Source organism: Cupriavidus oxalaticus, from assembly GCF_004768545.1.
GTDB lineage: Bacteria > Pseudomonadota > Gammaproteobacteria > Burkholderiales > Burkholderiaceae > Cupriavidus > Cupriavidus oxalaticus_A.
Genome location: NZ_CP038635.1, coordinates 785,698 through 806,849, shown reverse-complemented (window position 1 = coordinate 806,849; position 21,152 = coordinate 785,698). Strand labels below are relative to the sequence as shown.

Annotated in this window: 19 protein-coding genes and 1 other RNA gene; 7 read left to right on the top strand and 13 right to left on the bottom strand. The window is 64.7% G+C overall.

Going from position 1 to position 21,152, the window contains the following annotated elements; translation table 11 throughout:
• Positions 1-12: 12 nt before the first annotated feature.
• The 6 genes from E0W60_RS14510 to cmk form a co-directional block, all read right to left on the bottom strand.
• A complete protein-coding gene (locus E0W60_RS14510) occupies positions 13-1,416 on the bottom strand; it encodes a UDP-glucose dehydrogenase family protein (RefSeq protein ID WP_133094014.1) in 1,404 nt (467 codons plus the stop codon).
• 37 nt (positions 1,417-1,453) lie between these two features.
• Entirely contained in the window at positions 1,454-2,665 is a 1,212-nt protein-coding gene (gene lapB, locus E0W60_RS14505; protein WP_135704784.1) for a lipopolysaccharide assembly protein LapB, read from the bottom strand.
• Positions 2,666-2,668: 3 nt separating this feature from the next.
• Positions 2,669-3,016 carry a LapA family protein gene (locus tag E0W60_RS14500; protein WP_133094012.1) on the bottom strand — a complete coding sequence of 116 codons (348 nt, stop codon included), beginning with the start codon at positions 3,014-3,016 and terminating at the stop codon, positions 2,669-2,671.
• 272 nt (positions 3,017-3,288) lie between these two features.
• Entirely contained in the window at positions 3,289-3,699 is a 411-nt protein-coding gene (locus E0W60_RS14495; RefSeq protein ID WP_135704782.1) for an integration host factor subunit beta, read from the bottom strand.
• Positions 3,700-3,729: 30 nt separating this feature from the next.
• Positions 3,730-5,424, bottom strand: a complete 1,695-nt coding sequence (gene rpsA / locus E0W60_RS14490; RefSeq protein ID WP_133094010.1) for a 30S ribosomal protein S1 — start codon at positions 5,422-5,424, stop codon at positions 3,730-3,732.
• Positions 5,425-5,594: 170 nt separating this feature from the next.
• Positions 5,595-6,263 carry a (d)CMP kinase gene (gene cmk / locus E0W60_RS14485; protein ID WP_135704780.1) on the bottom strand — a complete coding sequence of 223 codons (669 nt, stop codon included), beginning with the start codon at positions 6,261-6,263 and terminating at the stop codon, positions 5,595-5,597.
• Positions 6,264-6,388: 125 nt separating this feature from the next.
• Here cmk and E0W60_RS14480 point away from each other — a divergent pair, with 125 nt between their 5' ends.
• Positions 6,389-6,625, top strand: coding sequence for a DUF2061 domain-containing protein (locus tag E0W60_RS14480; protein ID WP_133094009.1), 237 nt, complete (start codon positions 6,389-6,391; stop codon positions 6,623-6,625).
• Here E0W60_RS14480 and aroA read toward each other — a convergent pair.
• The 7 genes from aroA to gyrA form a co-directional block, all read right to left on the bottom strand.
• Entirely contained in the window at positions 6,615-7,919 is a 1,305-nt protein-coding gene (gene aroA / locus E0W60_RS14475; RefSeq protein ID WP_133094008.1) for a 3-phosphoshikimate 1-carboxyvinyltransferase, read from the bottom strand. The two genes, E0W60_RS14480 and aroA, sit on opposite strands and share 11 nt — an antisense overlap.
• A gap of 36 nt (positions 7,920-7,955) precedes the next feature.
• Positions 7,956-8,855 (bottom strand): prephenate dehydrogenase, encoded by a 900-nt coding sequence (locus E0W60_RS14470; protein ID WP_133094007.1) that lies wholly within the window; start codon positions 8,853-8,855, stop codon positions 7,956-7,958.
• Between the two features lie 105 nt (positions 8,856-8,960).
• Positions 8,961-10,088 (bottom strand): histidinol-phosphate transaminase, encoded by a 1,128-nt coding sequence (hisC, locus tag E0W60_RS14465; protein WP_135704778.1) that lies wholly within the window; start codon positions 10,086-10,088, stop codon positions 8,961-8,963.
• 42 nt (positions 10,089-10,130) lie between these two features.
• Entirely contained in the window at positions 10,131-11,279 is a 1,149-nt protein-coding gene (gene pheA / locus E0W60_RS14460; protein ID WP_135704776.1) for a prephenate dehydratase, read from the bottom strand.
• Between the two features lie 103 nt (positions 11,280-11,382).
• Positions 11,383-12,540: a 3-phosphoserine/phosphohydroxythreonine transaminase gene (gene serC, locus E0W60_RS14455; protein WP_133094004.1), complete on the bottom strand. Its 1,158-nt coding sequence runs from the start codon at positions 12,538-12,540 to the stop codon at positions 11,383-11,385.
• A gap of 177 nt (positions 12,541-12,717) precedes the next feature.
• Positions 12,718-13,281, bottom strand: a complete 564-nt coding sequence (locus E0W60_RS14450) for a DUF2059 domain-containing protein (RefSeq protein ID WP_029045717.1) — start codon at positions 13,279-13,281, stop codon at positions 12,718-12,720.
• Between the two features lie 113 nt (positions 13,282-13,394).
• Positions 13,395-16,046 (bottom strand): DNA gyrase subunit A, encoded by a 2,652-nt coding sequence (gene gyrA, locus E0W60_RS14445; protein ID WP_133094003.1) that lies wholly within the window; start codon positions 16,044-16,046, stop codon positions 13,395-13,397.
• Positions 16,047-16,479: 433 nt separating this feature from the next.
• On the opposite strand from gyrA, the gene ompA reads away from it, so the two are divergent.
• The 6 genes from ompA to E0W60_RS14415 all read left to right on the top strand — a co-directional run bounded on the left by ompA (position 16,480) and on the right by E0W60_RS14415 (position 21,138).
• On the top strand, positions 16,480-17,133 hold the full coding sequence (ompA, locus tag E0W60_RS14440; protein WP_029045719.1) for an outer membrane protein OmpA: 654 nt from the start codon (positions 16,480-16,482) through the stop codon (positions 17,131-17,133).
• Positions 17,134-17,243: 110 nt separating this feature from the next.
• A complete protein-coding gene (ubiG, locus tag E0W60_RS14435; protein ID WP_133094002.1) occupies positions 17,244-17,990 on the top strand; it encodes a bifunctional 2-polyprenyl-6-hydroxyphenol methylase/3-demethylubiquinol 3-O-methyltransferase UbiG in 747 nt (248 codons plus the stop codon).
• Entirely contained in the window at positions 17,987-18,661 is a 675-nt protein-coding gene (gene gph / locus E0W60_RS14430; RefSeq protein WP_133094001.1) for a phosphoglycolate phosphatase, read from the top strand. Before ubiG ends, gph begins: the two co-directional genes overlap by 4 nt.
• An 88-nt stretch (positions 18,662-18,749) precedes the next feature.
• Positions 18,750-19,108, top strand: a transfer-messenger RNA (tmRNA) gene (ssrA, locus tag E0W60_RS14425).
• A gap of 334 nt (positions 19,109-19,442) precedes the next feature.
• Positions 19,443-19,844: a hypothetical protein gene (locus E0W60_RS14420; RefSeq protein ID WP_133094000.1), complete on the top strand. Its 402-nt coding sequence runs from the start codon at positions 19,443-19,445 to the stop codon at positions 19,842-19,844.
• Positions 19,845-20,226: 382 nt separating this feature from the next.
• Positions 20,227-21,138: a fimbrial protein gene (locus E0W60_RS14415; RefSeq protein ID WP_240745931.1), complete on the top strand. Its 912-nt coding sequence runs from the start codon at positions 20,227-20,229 to the stop codon at positions 21,136-21,138.
• Positions 21,139-21,152 lie beyond the last annotated feature (14 nt).

Here is a 21,152-nt window from a genome sequence, read left to right as displayed (position 1 = left end):
CCCGTGCACGCTCTATTTGTTCGCGGAATCGTGCGCCGCCTGTTGTCCGGGCCGGGCCGCGCGGCCGATGGCGTGGTACTCGACGCCGCTCTCGGCCATCGCCTGGGGCTCGTACAGGTTGCGCCCGTCGAAGATCACCGGCGTCTTCAGCCGCCGCTTGATCTGGCCGAAATCCGGGCTGCGGAATACCTTCCATTCGGTCACGATGGCCAGCGCGTCGGCACCGTCCAGCGCATCCATCTGGTTGTCGTGGAAGCTGACGCGCGCCATCGCGTCCGGCAGGTCGGACAGGTCGGACTCCAGTGCGCGGCGTGCTTCAACCATCGACACCGGGTCGTGCACGCGCAGCGCAGCGCCGCGCGACACCAGCTCCCGCGCCAGGACCCGCGACGGCGCCTCGCGCATATCGTCGGTATTGGGCTTGAAGGCCAGCCCCCACATGGCAAAGGTGCGGCCGGCAAGGTCGTCGCCGAAGCGGCGCACGATCTTCTCGCCCAGCACGCGCTTCTGCGCACCGTTGACCGCTTCCACCGCCTCGAGCACGCGCATGGACTTGCCATGGTCGGCCGCGGTGCGCATCAGCGCCTGCACGTCCTTGGGAAAGCACGAACCGCCGTAGCCCGCGCCGGCATACAGGAAACTGTAGCCGATGCGGGGATCCGAGCCGATACCCATGCGCACAAGTTCGATATCGGCGCCGACCTCGTCGGCCAGGTTCGCCAGTTCGTTCATGAACGAGATCCGCGTGGCCAGCATCGAATTGGCGGCGTACTTGGTGAACTCGGCGGAACGCACATCCATGTAGAACGTGCGCTCATGGTGCCGGTTGAACGGCGCGTACAGCGTGCGCATGGTGGCCTGCGCATGGCGGCCGGCGGCGTCCGGGTTACAGCCCAGCACGATGCGGTCGGGGCGCATGAAGTCCTCGACGGCGGCGCCCTCCTTCAGGAACTCGGGGTTCGACACCACCGAGAACTGCAGGTCTTCCAGCCCGCGCGCGGCCAGTTCCTCGCGGATCGCGGCCGTGACGCGGTCGCCCGTGCCCACCGGCACGGTGGATTTGTCGACCACGACCTTGAAGCCGGTCATGTGCCGACCGATATTGTGCGCCGCGGCCAGCACGTACTTGAGGTCCGCCGAGCCGTCTTCGTCCGGCGGCGTGCCGACGGCGATGAACTGCACGTCGGCATGCTCGACGCTGGCGGCGACGTCGGTGGAAAAAACCAGGCGGCCGGCGGCGCGGTTGCGCTGGATCAGCTCCTGCAGGCCCGGCTCGTAGATCGGCACGCCGCCCGCATTGAGCAGCGCGATCTTCTTTTCGTCCAGGTCGAGGCAGAACACATCGTTGCCCAGCTCCGCCAGGCAAGCGCCGGTGACGAGGCCGACGTAGCCGCTGCCGATAATGGTGACTTTCATGGCTTCAGGTCAGATTCTGTGGTGCTGCGCGCCGGGCTCAGCCGAGCGTCTCGGAACGCCGCGGGGCGTAGGTTTCCCAGCGGTTGCAACCCGGGCATTGCCAGTAGAACAGGCGGGCGCGGAAACCGCATTCGCGGCAGGTGTAGCGCGCCAGGTTGCGCGTGCGCGCCTGCAGCAGGTCGCGGATCGCGCCGGTTTCCTGATCGCGCTCGCTGGCGCCGTCCTCGGCGGGGGCTTCGGCACCTGCCGGCACTTCGGCCGAGGTGACGGCGGCCTGCGCCTCAAAGTACTTTGTCAGCGCCAGCAGCGTGGGCTGGCGCCGCAATTGCTCGCGCATCAGGCGCGCCGCGGCCTCGGGGCCGTTCGTTTCGAGCTCGGCCTTGTAGGCAGTGTCGAGCAGTTCCGGTGCGAGCTTGCCCTTGAGCAGGCCGTGCAGCCACTCCAGCGCCGTACCTTCCTGCTGCAGGCTGGCGTAGGCCTTGACCACGCGGTCGGCGACCAGCGGCAGATAAGAGGCGTCCTGTCGTTCGATGCCCAGCCAGTGGCCGAGCGCGGCACGGGCGTCGCCAGCGGCGGCCGCCACGTCGCCCAGCAGGATGGGCGCGCGCACATTGGCCGGATTTTCTTCGATGGCCTGGTTCAGCCACTTCACCGCATCTTCGGGACGCTTGCGCTGCAGCGCATCCTGCGCCAGTTCGCAGCAGAACTGGGCGATCTGCAGGCTGTAGCTCTTCTGCTCCAGCGTCTGCAGTTCGCGCGCGGCGTCGATGGCCTTCTGCCACTCTTTCTCGACCTCGTACAGCTCGAGCAGCACGCGCTTGGCCGAGGCTGCGTACGGGCCGGACATCAGCCGGCGCAGCGACTCTTCGGCGCGGTCCAGCAGGCCGGCGCGCAGGAAGTCTTGGCCCAGTTCGTAGAGCGCATGTTCGCGCTCCGGCTCGGGCAGGTCGGGACGGGTTGCCAGGTTCTGGTGCACGCGGATGGCGCGCTCGGTTTCGCCGCGGCGGCGGAACAGCGCGCCAAGGGCAAAGTGAAGTTCGGTGGTCTCGGGATCAAGGCGGGCCACCTCGATAAAGGCGTCGATGGCCTTGTCGGGTTGCTCGTTGAGCAGGAAGTTGAGGCCCTTGAAATACGAACGCGGCAGCGCGCCCTGCTCGCTGATAAGCTGCCGCACGTCGAAGCGCGCCGCCATCCAGCCGAGGCCAAAGACAAGTGGCAGCGCCAGCAACCACCAGGTTTCAAACATCATGGATCAGACTTTCGGGCCGACTACGTTGTAAGGGACCGGCTTGGCGTCGCGCGGCGTGGCCGTGCTTGCAGCGGCCGGCTGCGGCGATGCTGAAGCGGCGGCCGCCTGCACCTGCGTCAGCGCGCGGCGCAGCTTGGCGACCTCCATGCGCTGGCGCATCAGGCCGGGCGCCACCGAGGCCAGCGCCGCGACCGCGCCAAGCACGAAGGCGGCGAACAGGATCAGGATCAGCGGGGCGTGCCAGACGGCGTTGAAGAACAGCTGCAGCGAAGCGTCGGCGGTATTGCGCAGCGCCAGCACGAACAGCAGCACGAATACGACGATACGGACGATCCAGGCGAACAGTTTCATGCAGGTAGGCAGCTTGGCAGCGTGACGTTTAAGCGGCGCCGGCGCTTGCGCGCGGGCCGGCAATGACCCCGGCATTGTAGCGGAATCACTTCCTCGATTCGGTAACGCGGCGGTTACGGGAGGCTAACGCGCGTGGCTCTGCGGGCGCTGACACGTATTGCGCGGCGATGCCTCATCGGGCGCGAGCAGCAGGCATAGCGCTGCAGAATAAAAAAAGCGCCCTTTGGGGCGCTTTTTTTGACTTGCCAGACAACTGGGCAGGCAGCCGATGCTCAGGGCCGGACCAGGTTCAGTCCGCCCTCGTGCAGCGGCGCTGCAGCGGCGCCAGTGCTTGCCTTGCCCGGCACGGCCTGGGCCGTACCGACGGAATGGCCGTTGCCATTGACGCCCGCAGGCGCCGGCTGGCTGCGGTCAACCCGTTCGCGCAACTCCTTGCCCGCCTTGAAGTGCGGCACCCGTTTTTCAGGTACCAGCACCCGCTCGCCGGACTTGGGATTGCGCCCCACGCGAGGCGGACGCTTGTTCAGACCAAAACTGCCGAATCCGCGGATCTCGATGCGATGGCCATCGGCCAGCGCCTCGGACATCGCGTCGAGTATCGTTTTGACCGAGATGTCCGCATCCCGCAGCAGCAGCTGCGGGAAGCGGGCAGCCAGTTTTTCGACGAGCTCCGACTTGGTCATGGGCATACGCGCAAGCGCGGGGGCCTGCGATTACTGGTTGTCCTGGCCGAGCTTGGCCTTCAGCAGGGCGCCGAGGTTGGTCGTGCCAGCCGTGCCGGTGTCAGCCTGGAACTTCTGCATCGCTTCTTGCTGCTCTGCGCTGTCCTTGGCCTTGATCGACAGGTTGATATTGCGCGACTTGCGGTCGACGTTCACCACCAGGGCGGTGATCTGCTCGCCTTCCTTCAGCACGTTGCGGGCGTCTTCCACACGGTCAGCGGAGATTTCCGAAGCACGCAGGTAGCCTTCCACGTCGTCAGCCAGCTGGACCACGGCGCCCTTGGCGTCAACGGCCTTGATGGTGCCGGTAACGATCGAGCCCTTGTCGTTGGCCGAGATGAAGTTGTTGAACGGATCGCCCGACAGCTGCTTGATGCCCAGCGAGATGCGCTCCTTGTCGACGTCGATGCCCAGAACCACGGCTTCGACTTCGTCGCCCTTCTTGTACTTGCGCACGGCGTCTTCGCCGGACTCTTGCCAGGACAGGTCGGACAGGTGCACCAGGCCATCGATGCCACCAGGCAGGCCGATGAACACGCCGAAGTCGGTGATCGACTTGATCTGGCCGCTCAGCTTGTCGCCCTTCTTGTGGTTGCGCGAGAAATCGTCCCACGGGTTGGCCTTGCACTGCTTCATGCCCAGGCTGATACGACGCTTGTCTTCGTCGATATCCAGGACCATGACTTCCACTTCGTCGCCCAGCTGGACAACCTTCGACGGAGCCACGTTCTTGTTGGTCCAGTCCATTTCCGACACGTGCACCAGGCCTTCGATGCCGGCTTCGATCTCGACGAACGCGCCGTAGTCGGTCAGGTTGGTCACCTTGCCGAACAGGCGGGTGCCTTGCGGGTAGCGGCGCGAGATGCCGACCCACGGATCTTCGCCCAGCTGCTTCACGCCCAGCGAGACGCGGTTCTTTTCCTGGTCGAACTTGAGGATCTTGGCGGTGATTTCCTGGCCAACCGACAGCACTTCGCTCGGGTGGCGGACACGGCGCCAGGCCAGGTCGGTGATGTGCAGCAGGCCGTCGATGCCGCCCAGGTCAACGAACGCACCGTAGTCGGTGATGTTCTTGACGATACCGTTGACGATGGCGCCTTCCTTCAGGGTTTCCATCAGCTTCTGGCGCTCTTCGCCCAGGGTCGCTTCGACCACGGCGCGGCGCGACAGCACAACGTTGTTGCGCTTGCGGTCCAGCTTGATGACCTTGAATTCCAGGGTCTTGCCTTCGTACGGGGTGGTGTCCTTGATCGGACGCACGTCAACCAGCGAGCCCGGCAGGAACGCGCGGATGCCGTTGACCATGACCGTCAGGCCGCCCTTGACCTTGCCGGTCACGGTACCCGAGATGATCTCGCCGTCTTCCAGCGCCTTCTCGAGGTTCAGCCACGATGCCAGACGCTTGGCCTTGTCGCGGGACAGGATGGTGTCGCCATAGCCGTTCTCGAGTGCGTCGATGGCCACGGAGACGTAGTCGCCGGCCTGCACTTCGAGTTCGCCCTGGTCGTTCAGGAACTCCTCCACCGGCACAAATGCCTCGGACTTGAGGCCGGCATTGACGACCACGAAGTTGTGGTCGATGCGCACGACTTCAGCGGAGATCACTTCGCCAGCCTTCATATTGGAGCGGGCGATCGATTCCTCGAACAGTGCGGCAAAGGATTCGTTAGTTTGCAGGTCGGACATAAACGTAAGGTGAAATCCGCAGTACGCTGGCCGGCGCGACTATCGCGCTCAGTCTGCCAGTGCAGCGGGGTCAGGTTTTACACAAGCCAGCGTCGGGCCGATCAGGCATGTCCGGGCTGGCCCCATCTGGTGCGGGCGAGGTCCGTTCGCTTGTCATGCGTCCGATGCATTCATGCACCGGACCGCACAGCGGCAAACCACTCCAGCACCTGCGCCACTGCCTGATCCACCGTCATGTCGGAGGTATCCAGCAGCTTTGCATCCTCGGCGGGACGCAGCGGTGCGGCGGCGCGGTTGCGATCCCGCGCGTCGCGCGCCTCGAGGTCACGCAAAAGGTCTTCGATATTAGCAGAAATTCCCTTATCAATCAATTGTTTATAGCGCCTGCGAGCACGCGCTTCAACACTTGCCGTGAGGAACACTTTCAACTGGGCGTCCGGAAAGATCACGGTGCCCATGTCCCGGCCGTCGGCGACCAGGCCTGGCAGCTTGCGGAAGTCGCGCTGCAGCTGGGTCAGCGCGTCGCGCACCGGCTGGTGCACGGCGATGGCCGAGGCGCGGTTGCCGATGGCCTCCGCACGGATCGCCAGGCTGACTTCCTCTCCCTGCAGCCAGACCCGGTCCGGGCCGAACTTCACTTCAAGGCGCGAGGCGACCTTTGCCAGGGTGTCCACGTCGGCCAGGTCAACGCCGGCGCGATCGCTGGCCAACGCCACCAGCCGGTACAGGGCCCCGCTGTCGAGCAGATGGAATCCCACCGCGTCGGCGACCTTGTGTGCGACCGTTCCCTTGCCCGAGGCGGTCGGCCCGTCAATGGTGATGACGCTGACAATAGTCATTGGTTATGAAACTCAAAGAAACGATTTATTGTTAAACCAACTGAGAATCATTATCATTTGATTCATGGCGCTTCGCCGCAATCGCGGCCAGCACCCTCCAGTTTTCAGTTGCGAGGCAATCTACCATGGCAAAAACCCTGACGTTCGGCATCATGCACCTCGGCATCGCTTTCAGCGTGACGTATGCGCTGACCGGCAGCCTTGCCATCAGCGGTGCCATCACTTTCATCGAACCGGCCGTCAATACCGTGGCGCACTACTTCTTCGATCGCTACTGGGAACGGCGCGAGCGCCGCCAGGCTCCTGCCAGCGGCGAAGCAACCAGGACCCGCGCCACGACCGGCGACCTGGTCAGCGCGTAACGCCGGCAAATACGCTGAAGTAGTCCGGGAACGTCTTCGCCACGCAACCCGGGTCGTTGATCCGCACCGGCAGCGGCCCGAATGCGGCCAGCGAGAAACACATCGCCATGCGATGGTCATCATAGGTGCCAATGCCGTCCGCCGGGGTCTGCCAGGCGGGCGGCGGCGTCACACGCAGATAGTCCGCCCCTTCTTCCACGACTGCGCCCAGCTTGCGCAGTTCCGTTGCCATCGCGGCGATCCGGTCGGTTTCCTTGACGCGCCAACTGGCGATATTGGTCAGGGTCGTGGTGCCTTCGGCAAACAGCGCCGCCACCGCCAGCGTCATGGCCGCGTCGGGGATGTGGTTGCAGTCGAGCTCGATGCCGTGCAGCCGGCCATCGTCGCGTTCCGTACCGCGCACTTCGATCCAGTTGTCGCCCGCCATGATGTTGGCGCCCATGCGGTTGAGCGCATCGGCAAAACGCACGTCGCCCTGGATGCTGGTCATGCCCACGCCCTCGACCCGCACCGGCCCGCCGCCGATCGCCCCGGCCGCCAGGAAATACGATGCCGAGGACGCATCGCCCTCCACATAGATCTCGCCGGGTGACTGGTAGGCCGCGCCGGCCGGCAGCACGAAGCGTTCCCAGCCCTGCCGCTCGACCTGGATGCCGAAACGCGCCAGCAGGTTCAGCGTGATCTCGATATAGGGCTTGGAAATCAGCTCGCCCACCACCTCGATCTCGATCCGTCCGCTGTCGCTCTGCGCCATCGGCAGGCTCATCAGCAGCGCGGTCAGGAACTGGCTCGACACATCGCCGCGCACGCGGATCGGCGCGTCGATGCGGATGCCGGCGGGCTGGATATGCAGCGGCGGGAAACCTTCATTGCCAAGGTAGTCGATCACCGCGCCGACCTGGCGCAGGCCGTCGACCAGGTCGCCGATCGGCCGCTCGTGCATGCGCGGCACGCCCGATAGCTTGTAGCTGCCGCCCTGCAGCGCCAGCGCGGCCGTCAGCGGGCGGATCGCCGTGCCGGCGTTGCCCATGAACAGCTCGGCCGACTTGTTCGGGAAATTGCCGCCGGCGCCGGCCACGATGTAATCGGCGCCGTCCTGCCGCCACGCCACGCCCAGCGTGCGCAGCGCCTGCAGCATCACGCGGGTGTCGTCGGAATCGAGCAGGTCGCGCACGCGGGTTTCGCCGGTGGCCAGCGCGGCCAGCAGCAGCACGCGGTTGGAGATGCTCTTCGAGCCCGGCAGCCGCACGGTGCCGGTGGCGCGAGTCAGGGGGCCAAGCGTCAGGTGTTCCATGGTCTCGGTAGGCGCCGGGGCGCCTCGGGGTTCGTATTACGGTTCGATATGGTTGTTGCCCGCGGCGCGTTCGGCGCCCCAGGCCAGCCGGGTCTTGCTGGCGCGCGTGAAGATGCGTTCAAGCGCGTCGCCGTCGCCCTTCTCGATCTGCGTCTTCAGGTGCGCAAGCACCGACTGGTAGGTGCCCAGTTCACGCAGCAGCGCCTCGCGGTTGGCTACGCAGATGTCGCGCCACATTTCCGGCGACGAGGCCGCGATGCGCGTGAAATCGCGGAACCCGCCACCGGCAAAATCCAGCTTCAGCGCAGCGTCTTCGGCATTGGCCACTTGCGCCACCAGCGCGTACGACAGCACGTGCGGCAGGTGGCTGACCGACGCGAACACCGCGTCGTGCTGCACCGCCGACATCACGTGGCATTGCGCGCCGGCTTGCTCCCACATTGCGCGGACCGCCGCGACATCGGCGCGCGAATTCTCCTGCAACGGGCACAGCACGGTTTTCTTGCCGACATACAGGTCGGCGAGCGCGGCTTCCACGCCGTTGAGCTCGCGCCCGGCGATCGGATGCGCCGGCACGAACTGCGCGACCTTGTCGCCCAGCGCGGTCTTGGCCGCCATGATCACGTCGGACTTGGTGCTGCCCGCATCGGTGACGATGGTGCCGGGCTGCAGGTGCGGCTCCAGCGCATGCAGCAGCGCAAAGTTCTGCGCCACCGGCGCGCACAGCACGATTACGCTGGCGCCGCGCGCGGCATCGGCGAGCGTCGCCGCCTCGTCGATCACGCCAAGGTCCAGCGCCTTCTGCAGCGACGCGGGCGAGCGGCCCACGCCGACCACCGTGCCCGCCACGCCGGCACGCTTGAGCGCCAGCGCGAGCGAGCCGCCGATCAGGCCGACGCCGACAATGACAACACGGGAAAAATGCAAAGCACTCACGATTTCAGGCCCGACGGGCAGTGGCTCGGCCGGGCCGAGCGATAGCAAAAAGGCACGGCGCCGGGCACAGCGGCCCGGCGCGAATCGCCGCGATTGTAGCGGGGCTTACGCCAGCGCCCGCTCCAGTGCCGCAATGAAGGCCGCGTTTTCCTCGGGCAGGCCGATGGTCACGCGCAGCCAGCGCGGCAGGTTGTAGTTGCCCACCGGGCGCACGATCACGCCCTGCTTGAGCAAGGCCAGGTTGACACGTGCACCGGCACCGTCGTCGTCGCCGACGCGGACCAGCACGAAGTTGCCCGACGACGGCACGTATTCGAGCCCGAGACGATCGCAGGCCTCGATCAGCTGCGCCTTGCCCGCACGGTTCAGCTCCGCGCTACGGCGCAGGAACTCGGCATCGCCCAGCGCCGCGATCGCCGCGGCCTGCGCCACGCTGTTGACATTGAACGGCTGGCGGATGCGGTTAAGCAGATCGGTCAGCGCCGGCTGTGCCACTGCATAGCCGATGCGCAGCCCCGCCAGGCCATACGCCTTGGAGAAGGTGCGCGACACCATCAGGTTGGGATAGCGGCGCACCCACTCGATCGAATCGTATTGCTGGTGGGCATCCAGGTATTCGTTGTAGGCCTCGTCCAGCACCACCACCACGTTCGGCGGCACCGAGCGCAGGAAGGCCTCGACCTGCGCAGCCGGCAGGAAGGTGCCGGTGGGATTGTTGGGGTTGGCGATAAAGACCAGCCGCGTATCCGGCGCGATCGCCGCGCCCATGGCATCGAGATCGTGGCCGAAATCGCGCGCCGGTACTTCGATGGCCCGGGCGCCGATCTCCTGTGTCGCCAGCGCATAGACCGCGAACGAGTACTCGGCATAGACGATCGACTGGCCGGGCTCGACCAGCGCATGTGCGGCCAGCTCAAGGATGTCGTTGCTGCCGTTGCCGAGCGTGAGCCAGTCCTCCGGCACGCCGAAACGCGCCGACAAAGCGGCCTTCAGCGCAAAGCAGTTTGAATCAGGGTAGCGCCCCAGGTCGGCGACGGCGGCAGCCACGGCGCGCTGCGCCGACGCCGGCATGCCCAGCGGATTCTCATTGGAGGCGAGCTTGACGATGCCGGCCTCGTCCAGGCCGAACTCGCGCGCGACTTCGGAAATCGGCTTGCCGGCCACGTACGGCGAGATCGCCCGCACATAGTCCGGTCCGAACACCGTGCCGCCATGCTTACCCTGTTCTGCCATCTTGTCTCCTTGCTCCGGTTGCGCTGGCCTTGGTTATTCACCTTACTTGCTCGACGGATACGAGCCCAGCACCTTCAGATAGGCCGCGTTGCGGCGCAGTTCGTCGATCGCGCGTGCCACCGCCGGCTCATGCTGGTGCCCTTCGACGTCGACGTAGAAGTAATACTCCCACGCACCGCTGCGCGCCGGACGCGATTCGAAGCGGCACATCGACACGCCGTTCTCGGCCAGCGGCGCCAGCAGCTGGTACACCGCGCCGGCCTTGTTCGGCACCGACAGGATCATCGAGGTCTGATCGCTGCCCGACGGCTCGGTCTCGTAGCGGCCGATCACGGCGAAACGCGTGCGGTTGTGCGGATCGTCCTGGATATGCGTGCGCACCAAGTGCAGGTGGTAGCGGTTCGCAGCCGATTCGCCGGCGATCGCCGCGACGGTGGGGTCCTCGCTGGCCATGCGCGCGGCTTCGGCATTGCTCGACACCGCCTGGCGCTCCAGGTGCGGATAGTTGGCCGTCAGCCAGTGCTGGCACTGCGCCAGCGCCTGCGCGTGCGCGCACACCACGGTCACGCCCTTCATGTCGGGCGTCGACGCCATCAGGTTGTGATGCACCTTCAGCGCGATCTCGCCGCTGATCTTCAGCGACGTCTGCAGGAACAGGTCGAGCGTGCGCGACACCGCGCCCTCGGTCGAGTTTTCCACCGGCACCACGCCGTATTCGACAGTGCCTGCCTCGACCGCGCGGAACACTTCGTCGATGCTGGGGCAAGGCACGCCGCTCACCTCATGGCCGAAGTGCGCATACAGCGCCTGCTCCGAGAACGTGCCGGCCGGGCCCAGGAAAGCGACTTCCAGCGGCTTCTCCAGCCCGCGGCAGGCGGACATCACCTCGCGCCAGATCGCGGCCACGCTCTCGCCCAGCAGCGGACCCGGATTGGCACCCTGCACCTTGCGGATGACCTGCAGCTCGCGCTCCGGGCGGAACACGGGCGCGCCATACTTCTTCTTGACCTCGCCAACCGCGAGCGCGAGCTTGGCCCGCTGGTTCAGCATGGCCAGCAGTTCGCGGTCCACCGTGTCGATCTGCTCTCGCAGCGGCGCCAGCTCGACCGACAGGTTGCGTTCGGCCTCGCTCAGGTGGTTGCCGTTGGGCTGCGTCTCCTCGTGCGCAGGGGTGCTGTCTTGACTTGTCATTGTATGAATCCGGTGGGCCGCCGGGGCGCGGCGGCCGGGGAAAAACCTGTCCGCGCCAGCCCGCGCGCGCGATGGCGCGTGGGCTGTGTCGCGGACACGCGCCTCAGGCCGAGGTGCGTTCGAACTCGCGCATGAAATCGATCAGCGCCGTCACACCTTCCAGCGGCATCGCGTTGTAGATGCTGGCGCGCATGCCGCCCACGGTCTTGTGTCCCTTGAGTTGCACCAGGCCATTGGCGCGTGCCTGCGCCAGGAAGGCATCGTTGCGGGATTCGTCGCCGAGGAAAAACGGCACGTTCATGCGCGAACGGCAGCCCGGAGCGATCTCGTTGCGGTAGAAGTCGCTCTGGTCCAGGAAGTCGTACAGCGCCGTAGCCTTGGCGATATTGCGCTGTTCGATCGCCGGCACGCCGCCCTGGCGCTTGAGCCATTTGAAGACCAGTCCGGCGATGTAGATGGCGTACGTCGGCGGCGTGTTGTACATCGAATTGTTCTCGGCCACCTGGCGCCAGTTGAATGCCGACGGGCACAGCGGATGCGCGTGGCCCAGCAGGTCCTCGCGCACGATCACGATGGTGACGCCGGCCGGGCCGATATTCTTCTGCGCGCCGCCGTAGACCACCTGCACGCGCGACCAGTCGATCGGGCGCGACAGGATATGGCTGGAAGCATCGGCCACCACCACGCGCTTGCCCTTGACCTGGCCGATATCGGGAATGTCCTGGAACTCGACGCCAACAATGGTCTCGTTGGTGCACAGGTGCACGTAGGCGGCGTCATCCGACAGCTTCCAGTCGGCAACAGCGGGAATGCGGTGGAATTTTTCCGCCTCGTTGGACGCGGCGATATTGACCGTACCGTAGCGGCGCGCTTCCTGCTCGGTCTTGATCGACCAGGTGCCGGTGACGACGAAGTCGGCCTTGGGCTGCTCGGCATTGCGCAGGCGCATCAGGTTCAGCGGCACGATGCCGTTTTCGCCAATGGCCCCGCCCTGCAGGAACAGCACGCGGAAATTGTCGGGGATATGCAGCAGCTCGCGCAGGTCGGCGATGGCCTCGTTGTGGATGCCCTCGAACTCGCGGCTGCGATGGCTCATCTCCATCACCGAAACCCCGGTCCCGCGCCATGACAGCATTTCCTCGGCAGCCTGTTGCAGCACTTCGGCCGGCAGCATGGCCGGGCCCGGGGAGAAGTTGTAGACGCGTTCGGCCAATGCACGCTGCATCATGCCGGCAAGAGCGGGATTCTGGGGATCGTTCATGAGACGGGGAAAGGAAAAATGGCTGCCGGAGTTACCCAAGCAGCCATTATCCCTCAAACCCGTGCCCGGTTGGGCGCCCGGGGTTGGACCCCGGTGCAGCGCCGGCCCGCGCGAGGCGGCCTTAGCGACACATTACGGCGCATTGCGGCGCAATGCCTCAGGCCCCTGCGGCGAAGATCACTTCGACGCGGCGGTGATTTCCTTCTCGGCCGCGTCGCGCATCGACTTGCCGACCTGCGGGCCGTACTTCTGCATCATCGAGCCCCAGATCTCCTGGGTCGCCTTGCCCTGGTTGGCCATGAACTTCTGGCCGGTCGGCGACTTCAGGAACGTGGTCAGATCCTTCAGTTCCTGCGTGGAGTAGTACTTGCCGAAGGCGTCGTAGTGGGCCTGGATGGCGTCCTTGCGGAAACCATCGGTGTTGAATGCCGTGCCGGCGCCGTCAACCATGCGCTGGACCGCGCCGTTCTTCTTCAGCTTTTCAACCGCGGCCTGCTTCTGCTTGTCGCTCAGGGTCTTGTTCTCGACCAGAACCTGCTCCAGCACCAGCGGGGCTTCCTGCTTGGCGCCTTGTTGCCAGTTTTCTGCCTGGCCCTTGACGGCCTGGTCAGCCTGCATGACGGAAAGCAGTTCCTTGATGGCTGCCGTCTTTTCCGCGTCCTGTGCATGGGCATGCTGCGCCACCATGAAGGTCGGAACGAAAGCGGCCAGAACAGCGATACGTCGATAGGTTTTGAGCATTGTGACTCCCTGGTAAATACGTCCGTTTTAGTCCGGACAGCCGCAAGTCGAGTTCCGGCTGACGTCCTGTTGTTGCAACAATTTACGTTTTAACGCGCGATGGGGGCAATTGGTTACGAATTGGCGTCGGCATCGGCGTTACCGCCCGCCTCTTCCGTCTCTTCCGGGCCGGCGCCATTGTCGGCGTCGCTCTCGACGATGCGCTGCAGGCCGGACAGCTTGGTACCCTCGTCGACGTTGATCAGCGTGACGCCCTGCGTGGCCCGGCCCATTTCACGGATTTCACCGACGCGGGTACGGATCAGCACACCGCCGGTGGTGATCAGCATGATTTCGTCTTCCGGCGAAACCAGCGCCGCCGCCACGACGCGGCCGTTGCGCTCGCTGGTCTGGATCGCGATCATGCCCTTGGTGCCGCGGCCGTGTCGAGTGTACTCGGCGATCGGCGTGCGCTTGCCGTAACCGTTCTCGGTCGCGGTCAGAACGCTGCCACGCCCGCCCGCCTCCGCTTCCTCGGCGGATTCGGCGGGCGCAACCAGCATGGCGATCACGGCCTGGCCGTCCTCCAGGTTCATGCCGCGCACGCCTCGTGCCTGGCGGCCCATGGGGCGCACGTCGTTTTCGTCGAAACGCACCGCCTTGCCGGCATCCGAGAACAGCATCACGTCATGCTGGCCGTCGGTCACGGCAGCACCGATCAGGTAGTCGCCCTCGTCCAGGTCGACGGCAATGATGCCGGCCTTGCGCGGGTTGGAGAACTCGGTCAGCGCGGTCTTCTTGACCGTGCCGCGTGCGGTGGTCATGAAGATAAAGTGCTCGGCGTCGAACTGGCGCACCGGCAGGATCACGTTGATCTTTTCGCCGTCAGACAGCGGGAACATGTTGACGATCGGACGCCCGCGCGAGTTGCGGGAACCCTGCGGCACTTCATAGACCTTCAGCCAGTACAGCCGGCCGCGGTTCGAGAAGCACAGGATGTAGTCGTGGGTATTGGCCACGAACAGGGTGTCGATCCAGTCGTCTTCCTTGGTTGCCGTCGCCTGCTTGCCGCGCCCGCCGCGCTTCTGCGCGCGATACTCGGAGATCGGCTGGCTCTTCATATAGCCGCTGTGCGACAGGGTGACCACCATGTCCTGCGGCGTGATCAGGTCCTCGGTGTCCAGCTCGGTCGCGTTCAGTTCGATCTGCGAACGGCGGTCATCGCCGAACTCGGCGCGGATAGCGGTGAGTTCATCGGTGATGATTGCAGTAATGCGCTCGGGACGGGCCAGGATATCCAGCAGATCGGCGATTTCCGCCATGATGTCGCGGTATTCCTGGACGATCTTGTCCTGCTCCAGCCCGGTGAGGCGTTGCAGGCGCATTTGCAGGATTTCCTGCGCCTGGCCGTCTGACAGCTTGTAGAGGCCGTCGGCCTGCATGCCGAACACCGCCGGCAGGCCGTCCGGCCGGTACGATGCGCGCCCCCCGGGGGTCTCGCTCTCGGCACGTGCAAGCATCTCGCGCACCAGGCCGGAATCCCAGGCCTTGGACATCAGCTCCTGCTTGGCGATCGGCGGCGTGGGCGCGGCCTTGATGATGGCGATGAACTCGTCGATATTCGCCAGCGCCACGGCCAGGCCTTCCAGCACATGGCCGCGTTCGCGCGCCTTGCGCAGCTCGAACACGGTGCGGCGGGTCACGACCTCGCGGCGGTGCGCGAGGAAGTACTCCAGCATCTGCTTCAGGTTCAGCAGGCGCGGCTGGCGGTCGACCAGCGCCACCATGTTCATGCCGAAGGTGTCCTGCAGCTGGGTGTTCTTATACAGGTTGTTAAGAACGACCTCGGGGACCTCGTTGCGCTTGAGCTCGATCACCACGCGCATGCCCGACTTGTCCGACTCGTCGCGGATATCCGAGATGCCTTCGATCTTCTTTTCCGTAACCAGCTCGGCGATGCGCTCAAGCAAGGTGCGCTTGTTCACCTGGTAGGGCAGCTCGTCGACGATGATCGCCTGGCGCTGGCCCCGGTCGATATCCTCGAAGTGCGTCTTGGCGCGCATGACCACGCGGCCGCGGCCGGTGCGATAACCTTCGCGCACACCCTGGATGCCATAAATAATGCCGGCGGTCGGAAAATCCGGAGCCGGAATCAATTCAATCAGTTCATCCACCGTCGCCTGCGGATTGCGCAGCAGATGCAGGCAGCCGTCGACGATTTCATTCAGGTTATGCGGGGGGATATTGGTGGCCATACCCACTGCAATACCCGAGGAACCATTGATTAGCAGATTGGGAATACGGGCCGGGAGAATAGAAGGCTCTTTTTCGGAGCCGTCATAGTTGCTGTCGAAATCGACGGTTTCCTTGTCGATGTCATGCAGCATCTCGTGGGCGATTTTCGACAGGCGGATTTCGGTATAACGCATGGCCGCGGCGTTATCGCCATCGACCGAACCGAAATTGCCCTGCCCGTCCACCAGCATGTAGCGCAGGGAGAAGTCCTGCGCCATGCGGACAATGGTGTCGTATACAGCAGTGTCACCGTGCGGGTGATACTTACCAATCACATCCCCGACAATACGGGCCGACTTCTTGTACGGACGGTTCCAGTCGTTGTTGAGCTCGTGCATCGCAAACAGCACGCGCCGGTGCACCGGTTTCAGGCCGTCCCGCACATCGGGAAGCGCGCGCCCGACGATCACGCTCATGGCGTAGTCGAGATAGGAGCGGCGCATTTCCTCTTCGAGGGAGACCGGAAGGGTTTCTTTTGCGAATGGATCCATTGCGGCGTGGTTTATGCGGCAGGTTTAAGCGAATGACAGGCCCTTTTGCACGTGGCGCCGGCAGGCGCCTGACGGCTGGGCAACGTGCCATTCTAACATGCCGGCATCCCCGACTTACCGCCCTCGGACAGCCTCGCCGGAGCCAGCCGGCGGCCTTGCCCGAATCCCGGAAACCCTGATGCCACAAGGCTTTGCGGGCGACACAAGACCTATGTTGCACAAACACCACAGGCCCAAAACCCATGGGGCGAATCGAATATATTTACTTCTTAGGAAACGACCCTTGTGGCACAATTCCCCAGCGAAGAGCCAGACATTGTTCGAAGTGGAGCATACACCACATCGAGAATGTTATACTCCGAAGAATGTATGACTTGTTTTCGTCCATTTGCTCGCAGTAACCCTGCGGTGATCTCATCCTGAGAGGAGAAATATGAAAAAATTTGCCAAGCTCGCGCTCGTTGCAGCTACCGCAGTAATGGCTGCATCCGCTCAAGCCCAGTCCGTCCCCTACGAAAAGAAGGCAGTGAACGATAACTGGGGCAACGGTACGAGCGAGTACGTGTGGAAGAATGGCACGAACGAGCTCTGCTGGCGCGACAGCTCCTGGACTCCGGCCACCGCCAACGCCCTGTGCGACGGCGCGCTGGCTCCCGCAGCCCCGGCACCGGCACCGGCCCCGGTGGCTCCGCCGGTCGTGTCGAGCGAGAAGGTCACTTTCGCTGCTGACACCCTGTTCGACTTCGACAAGGCTGTCCTGAAGCCGGAAGGCAAGGCCAAGCTGGACGACCTGGTCTCGAAGCTGCAAGGCATCACCCTGGAAGTCATCATCGCCGTTGGCCACACCGACTCGTTCGGCTCGGACAAGTACAACGATCGCCTGTCGATCCGCCGTGCTGAATCGGTCAAGGCTTACCTGGTGAGCAAGGGCGTTGAAGCCAACCGCGTCTACACCGAAGGCAAGGGCAAGCGCCAGCTGAAGGTCGACCCGAAGTCGTGCAAGGGCAACCGCAAGGCCCAGATCGCCTGCCAGCAGCCGAACCGCCGCGTGGAAGTCGAAGTGGTCGGCACCCGCAGCGCACGTTAATCGGATCCTTTCCGATCAAGAAAGCCCAGCGCAAGCTGGGCTTTTTTTTTGATACAGTTGCCCACACACCTCCTCCGCCGGCGTGGGCAGTTGCCGCCGGCCCGCATACGATGACGTTGCCCTCCCAGACCCTGTCCACCCATCCCGATCCGCTGCGCCGGAACGCCGACCCCAAGGAAATCGACAAGTTCAGCGAGCTCGCCCACCGCTGGTGGGATCCCGAGAGCGAGTTCAAGCCGCTGCATGAACTCAATCCGCTGCGCCTGGGCTGGATCGACGGCATTGCCGGACTGGCGGGCAAGCGCGTGGTCGACGTGGGCTGCGGCGGCGGCATCCTGTCCGAGAGCATGGCGCGCCTCGGTGCGACCGTGCGCGGCATCGATCTCTCCGGCAAGGCGCTCAAGGTCGCGGACCTGCACAGCCTGGAGTCCGGCGTTGCCGTCACCTACGAGGAAATCGCGGCGGAAGCGCTGGCGGCGCGCGAGCCGGGCAGCGTGGAGGTCGTGACGTGCATGGAGATGCTCGAGCACGTACCGGATCCGGCCTCGATCGTGCAAGCCTGCGCGACGCTGGTAAAGCCGGGCGGCTACGTTTTCTTCTCGACCATCAACCGCAACCTGAAGGCCTACCTGCTGGCCATCGTGGGCGCCGAGTACGTGCTGAACATGCTGCCGCGCGGCACGCACGATTATGAAAAATTCATCACTCCGTCGGAACTGGCGCGCTTCGCCCGCAACGCAGGGCTTGACCTGATCGAGATGCGCGGCATGACCTACAACCCGCTGTCGCAGGTCTATGCGCTCGGCCGCGACACGGATGTGAATTACATGATGGCGTTCCGCCGGGTGTCGGCATGAGCGGGGGCATCGCAGGCGTCTTCTTCGACCTCGACGGCACGCTGGCGGACACGGCGCCCGACCTGGCCGCCGCCGCCAACCGGCTGGTCGTCGAGCGCGGCCGCCCGCCGGTGGCGTATGAGAAGCTTCGGCCCGTCGCCTCGCATGGCGCGCGCGGCCTGCTCGGCGCGGCGTTCGGGCTGGTGCCCGACGATGCCGACTTTCCGGCGTTGCGGGATATCTTTCTCGACTATTACGAAGCCGACATCGCCGTGCACACGCGCCTGTTCGACGGCATGCCGCAAGTGCTGTCGGCGCTCGAAGCAGCGGGCATCCCCTGGGGTATCGTCACCAACAAGATTGCGCGTTTCACGGTGCCGCTGGTCGCCGCCATCGGGCTGGCGCCGCGCGCCAGCGCAGTGGTCAGCGGCGACACCACGGCCCACGCCAAGCCCCACCCCGCCCCGCTGCTGCACGCCGCCGCGAGTGCCGGTGTCGACCCACGCCGCTGCGTGTACGTCGGCGACGACCTGCGCGACATCCAGGCGGGCAAGGCCGCCGGCATGATGACGGTCACGGCCGCCTATGGCTACTGCGGCGACGGCGAGCCGCCGGAGGCATGGGGCGCCGACCACCTGGTGCGCCATCCGGCCGAACTGATCCCGCTGCTGGTCCCCGTCGCGGTCGGCTAGCGGCGTGGCGGCCAGCGCACAGCTGGCGGCCATGGAACTCCCCGAGACACTTTCCATCCAACCGGGTACAATCCAGCTTCTTCTCACTGGGGCCGACCTGGTTTCGACGTGGGTTACAAAGCAGTGGAGGGCATACCGAGGACCCGTCACCTCGTTAATCAATGGGAATGCAATAACTGCTAACGACGAACGTTACGCACTGGCAGCCTAAGGGCCGCCGTCCTCGCACTGGCTCGCTGACGGGCTAGGGTCGCAAGACCACGCGAGGTCATTTACGTCAGATAAGCTCCGGAAGTGTCACGGGTCCGGGGACGAAAATTTAGTGACTCGCCGTCGTAGAGCGTGTTCGTCCGCGATGCGCCGGTTAAATCAAATGACAGAACTAAGTATGTAGAACTCTCTGTGGAGGGCTTGCGGACGCGGGTTCGATTCCCGCCGGCTCCACCAGTCAACACTTCGGAGACCTCCATCTCCGAAGCCCGGGAAACCCGTGATGACCAGCGTCTTCACGGGTTTTTTGTTTCCGGCGCACGCGGCGCGGCATGATCGGTTTCCGAGGTGACAACCGGGCGATCAGCCATTCCCATGACTGCGCGATACTACGAGACCAGCCCGGTGGCATCGAGCGGACTCGCAAATATCGTCGCAACGTTCTCGATGAACTACCATTAGCGTTCGCCGAACCGGGAAAGGCGACCGCCGCGCATTGGCGGCGGCACAGCGTTTCCTCGGGCATCCGGACGATTACAATACCCCGCCGAAGTCCTCCACATCTCTCCCCATGTCCGACTATCCCCGCTATACCATCAACCGCGCCATGGTCGCGCTGGTTCCGGAACAGCCGTTCCTGGACTGGATCCAGGCGGTCGATCCACAGCCGGTTGCCGGTCTCACGCTAGAGCAGGTGCGCGAGGACCAGAGCGTGTTCCTGCTGCCCGAAGAACTCGCGGATACGCACGCCAACGCGGTCCACTGGGTCGAGAAGCGCTGGCAGGAGTTCTTCGAATTCATGCTGGGCGAATGGTTCGACGATTCGCTATGGCCCGAGACCCTGACGCTGGAGATGTTCCGGGAGTGGTTCAGCGTACGCTACCACTCCATGGTCTTCGACATGGCGCCAGATGCGCCGATGATGCACGATGATTGGGACGAGGACGACGACTCGTCGGAGATGTTGCATTAGTCCTGCCCGCGCAGGGCACGGGTATTGCATCAACGGGCCGCCGTGGCCCGTTTTTCGTGTCCGCAAGCTGCTGAGCAGCGGTGACATTGTCAGCCTGGGCGCCGCAACTGCCGAAATTTTCCTAACGCATTCGGAATTTTCCGGTCATGGGCACAGAGCGGTACGACTAAAGTTGGCTCGTCCTTCAACCGCAAGGCAGCGCCGACTGCAGCGAACCCGAACTTCGCGCGGTCACAGCCGGCCTCCGCTACTGCCGACACCTATGCACATAGCCCTACCCATCGCCGCTCGCCTGCTCCGTGCGCTCAAACGCGGGCTAATGCTCGCCGCCTGCCTGGCAGCCCCGAGCCTCGCTCATGCCGACTGCACTGCCACGCCTGCCATGCCCTACCTCCAGACCATGAACAACATGGCGGTAGCGGTTAACCTGCCGGTGGGGAGCACCATTCCCGGCACGACGCGCTACTACACATTCACCGGCGCCTGTACCGAGAAACCGCCTGCCGTGGTAGCCGGCGCGCCCATCATCTCCTGCTACTACGGATCAGGCAGTGAAGTCATGCCTGGCGTCTATTCGACCGGTGTGGCCGGCATCGGCATCCGCTTGCGCAACGCCGCAGGGCAGCCGATGACCAATGCGAAAGGCATCAACTGCGATACGCGGACGGCCAACCTTGGCAGCCTGAATAACGACTTGACCTATTCCGTATCGGTATCGGTTGAGTTCGTCAAGACGGGCCCAATCGCAGGCGGCGATCTTGACCCAACCCAGACACGCTTTGGCTTCGGCGTGTACCAAGGCTCGCTTTCAGGCGCGCTCGGTGGCGGCTACGTCAACTACATCGGCTTTTCGGGCAATGCCTCGCCACGTGAGATTGCCTGCACAGTCAACTACCCCGCCGTGGTGACGTTGCCCAATGTCAGCGCCCGCACGCTGGCCACACAAGGCGCCGCCGGTAATACACCCTTCTCGATCCAACTGACCTGCAGCGGGGCTGCCATCGTCGGCCTGACGCTGGACGGCGGGGGGAGCACGCCGGTGCAGTCGGCACCCAATGGCATCCTCGGCATCGCTGGCGCCGGCACGGGCGGCGTGGCCAGCAACGTGGGCGTGCAGATCGTCGACGCCATCGGCAGCGCGCCCGTGCCGCTGCAAGTACGGAATGCCATGGGCAACGTTGCCGCCAACGTGCCTTCCACCTACCGCTTCGGTGCGCGCTATGTCTCGCTGGGGGGCGCGCCATCGCCTGGCAGCGTGTCGAGCGCCATGATATTTACGCTCGACTACCAGTAAACGAAACGCTGCGT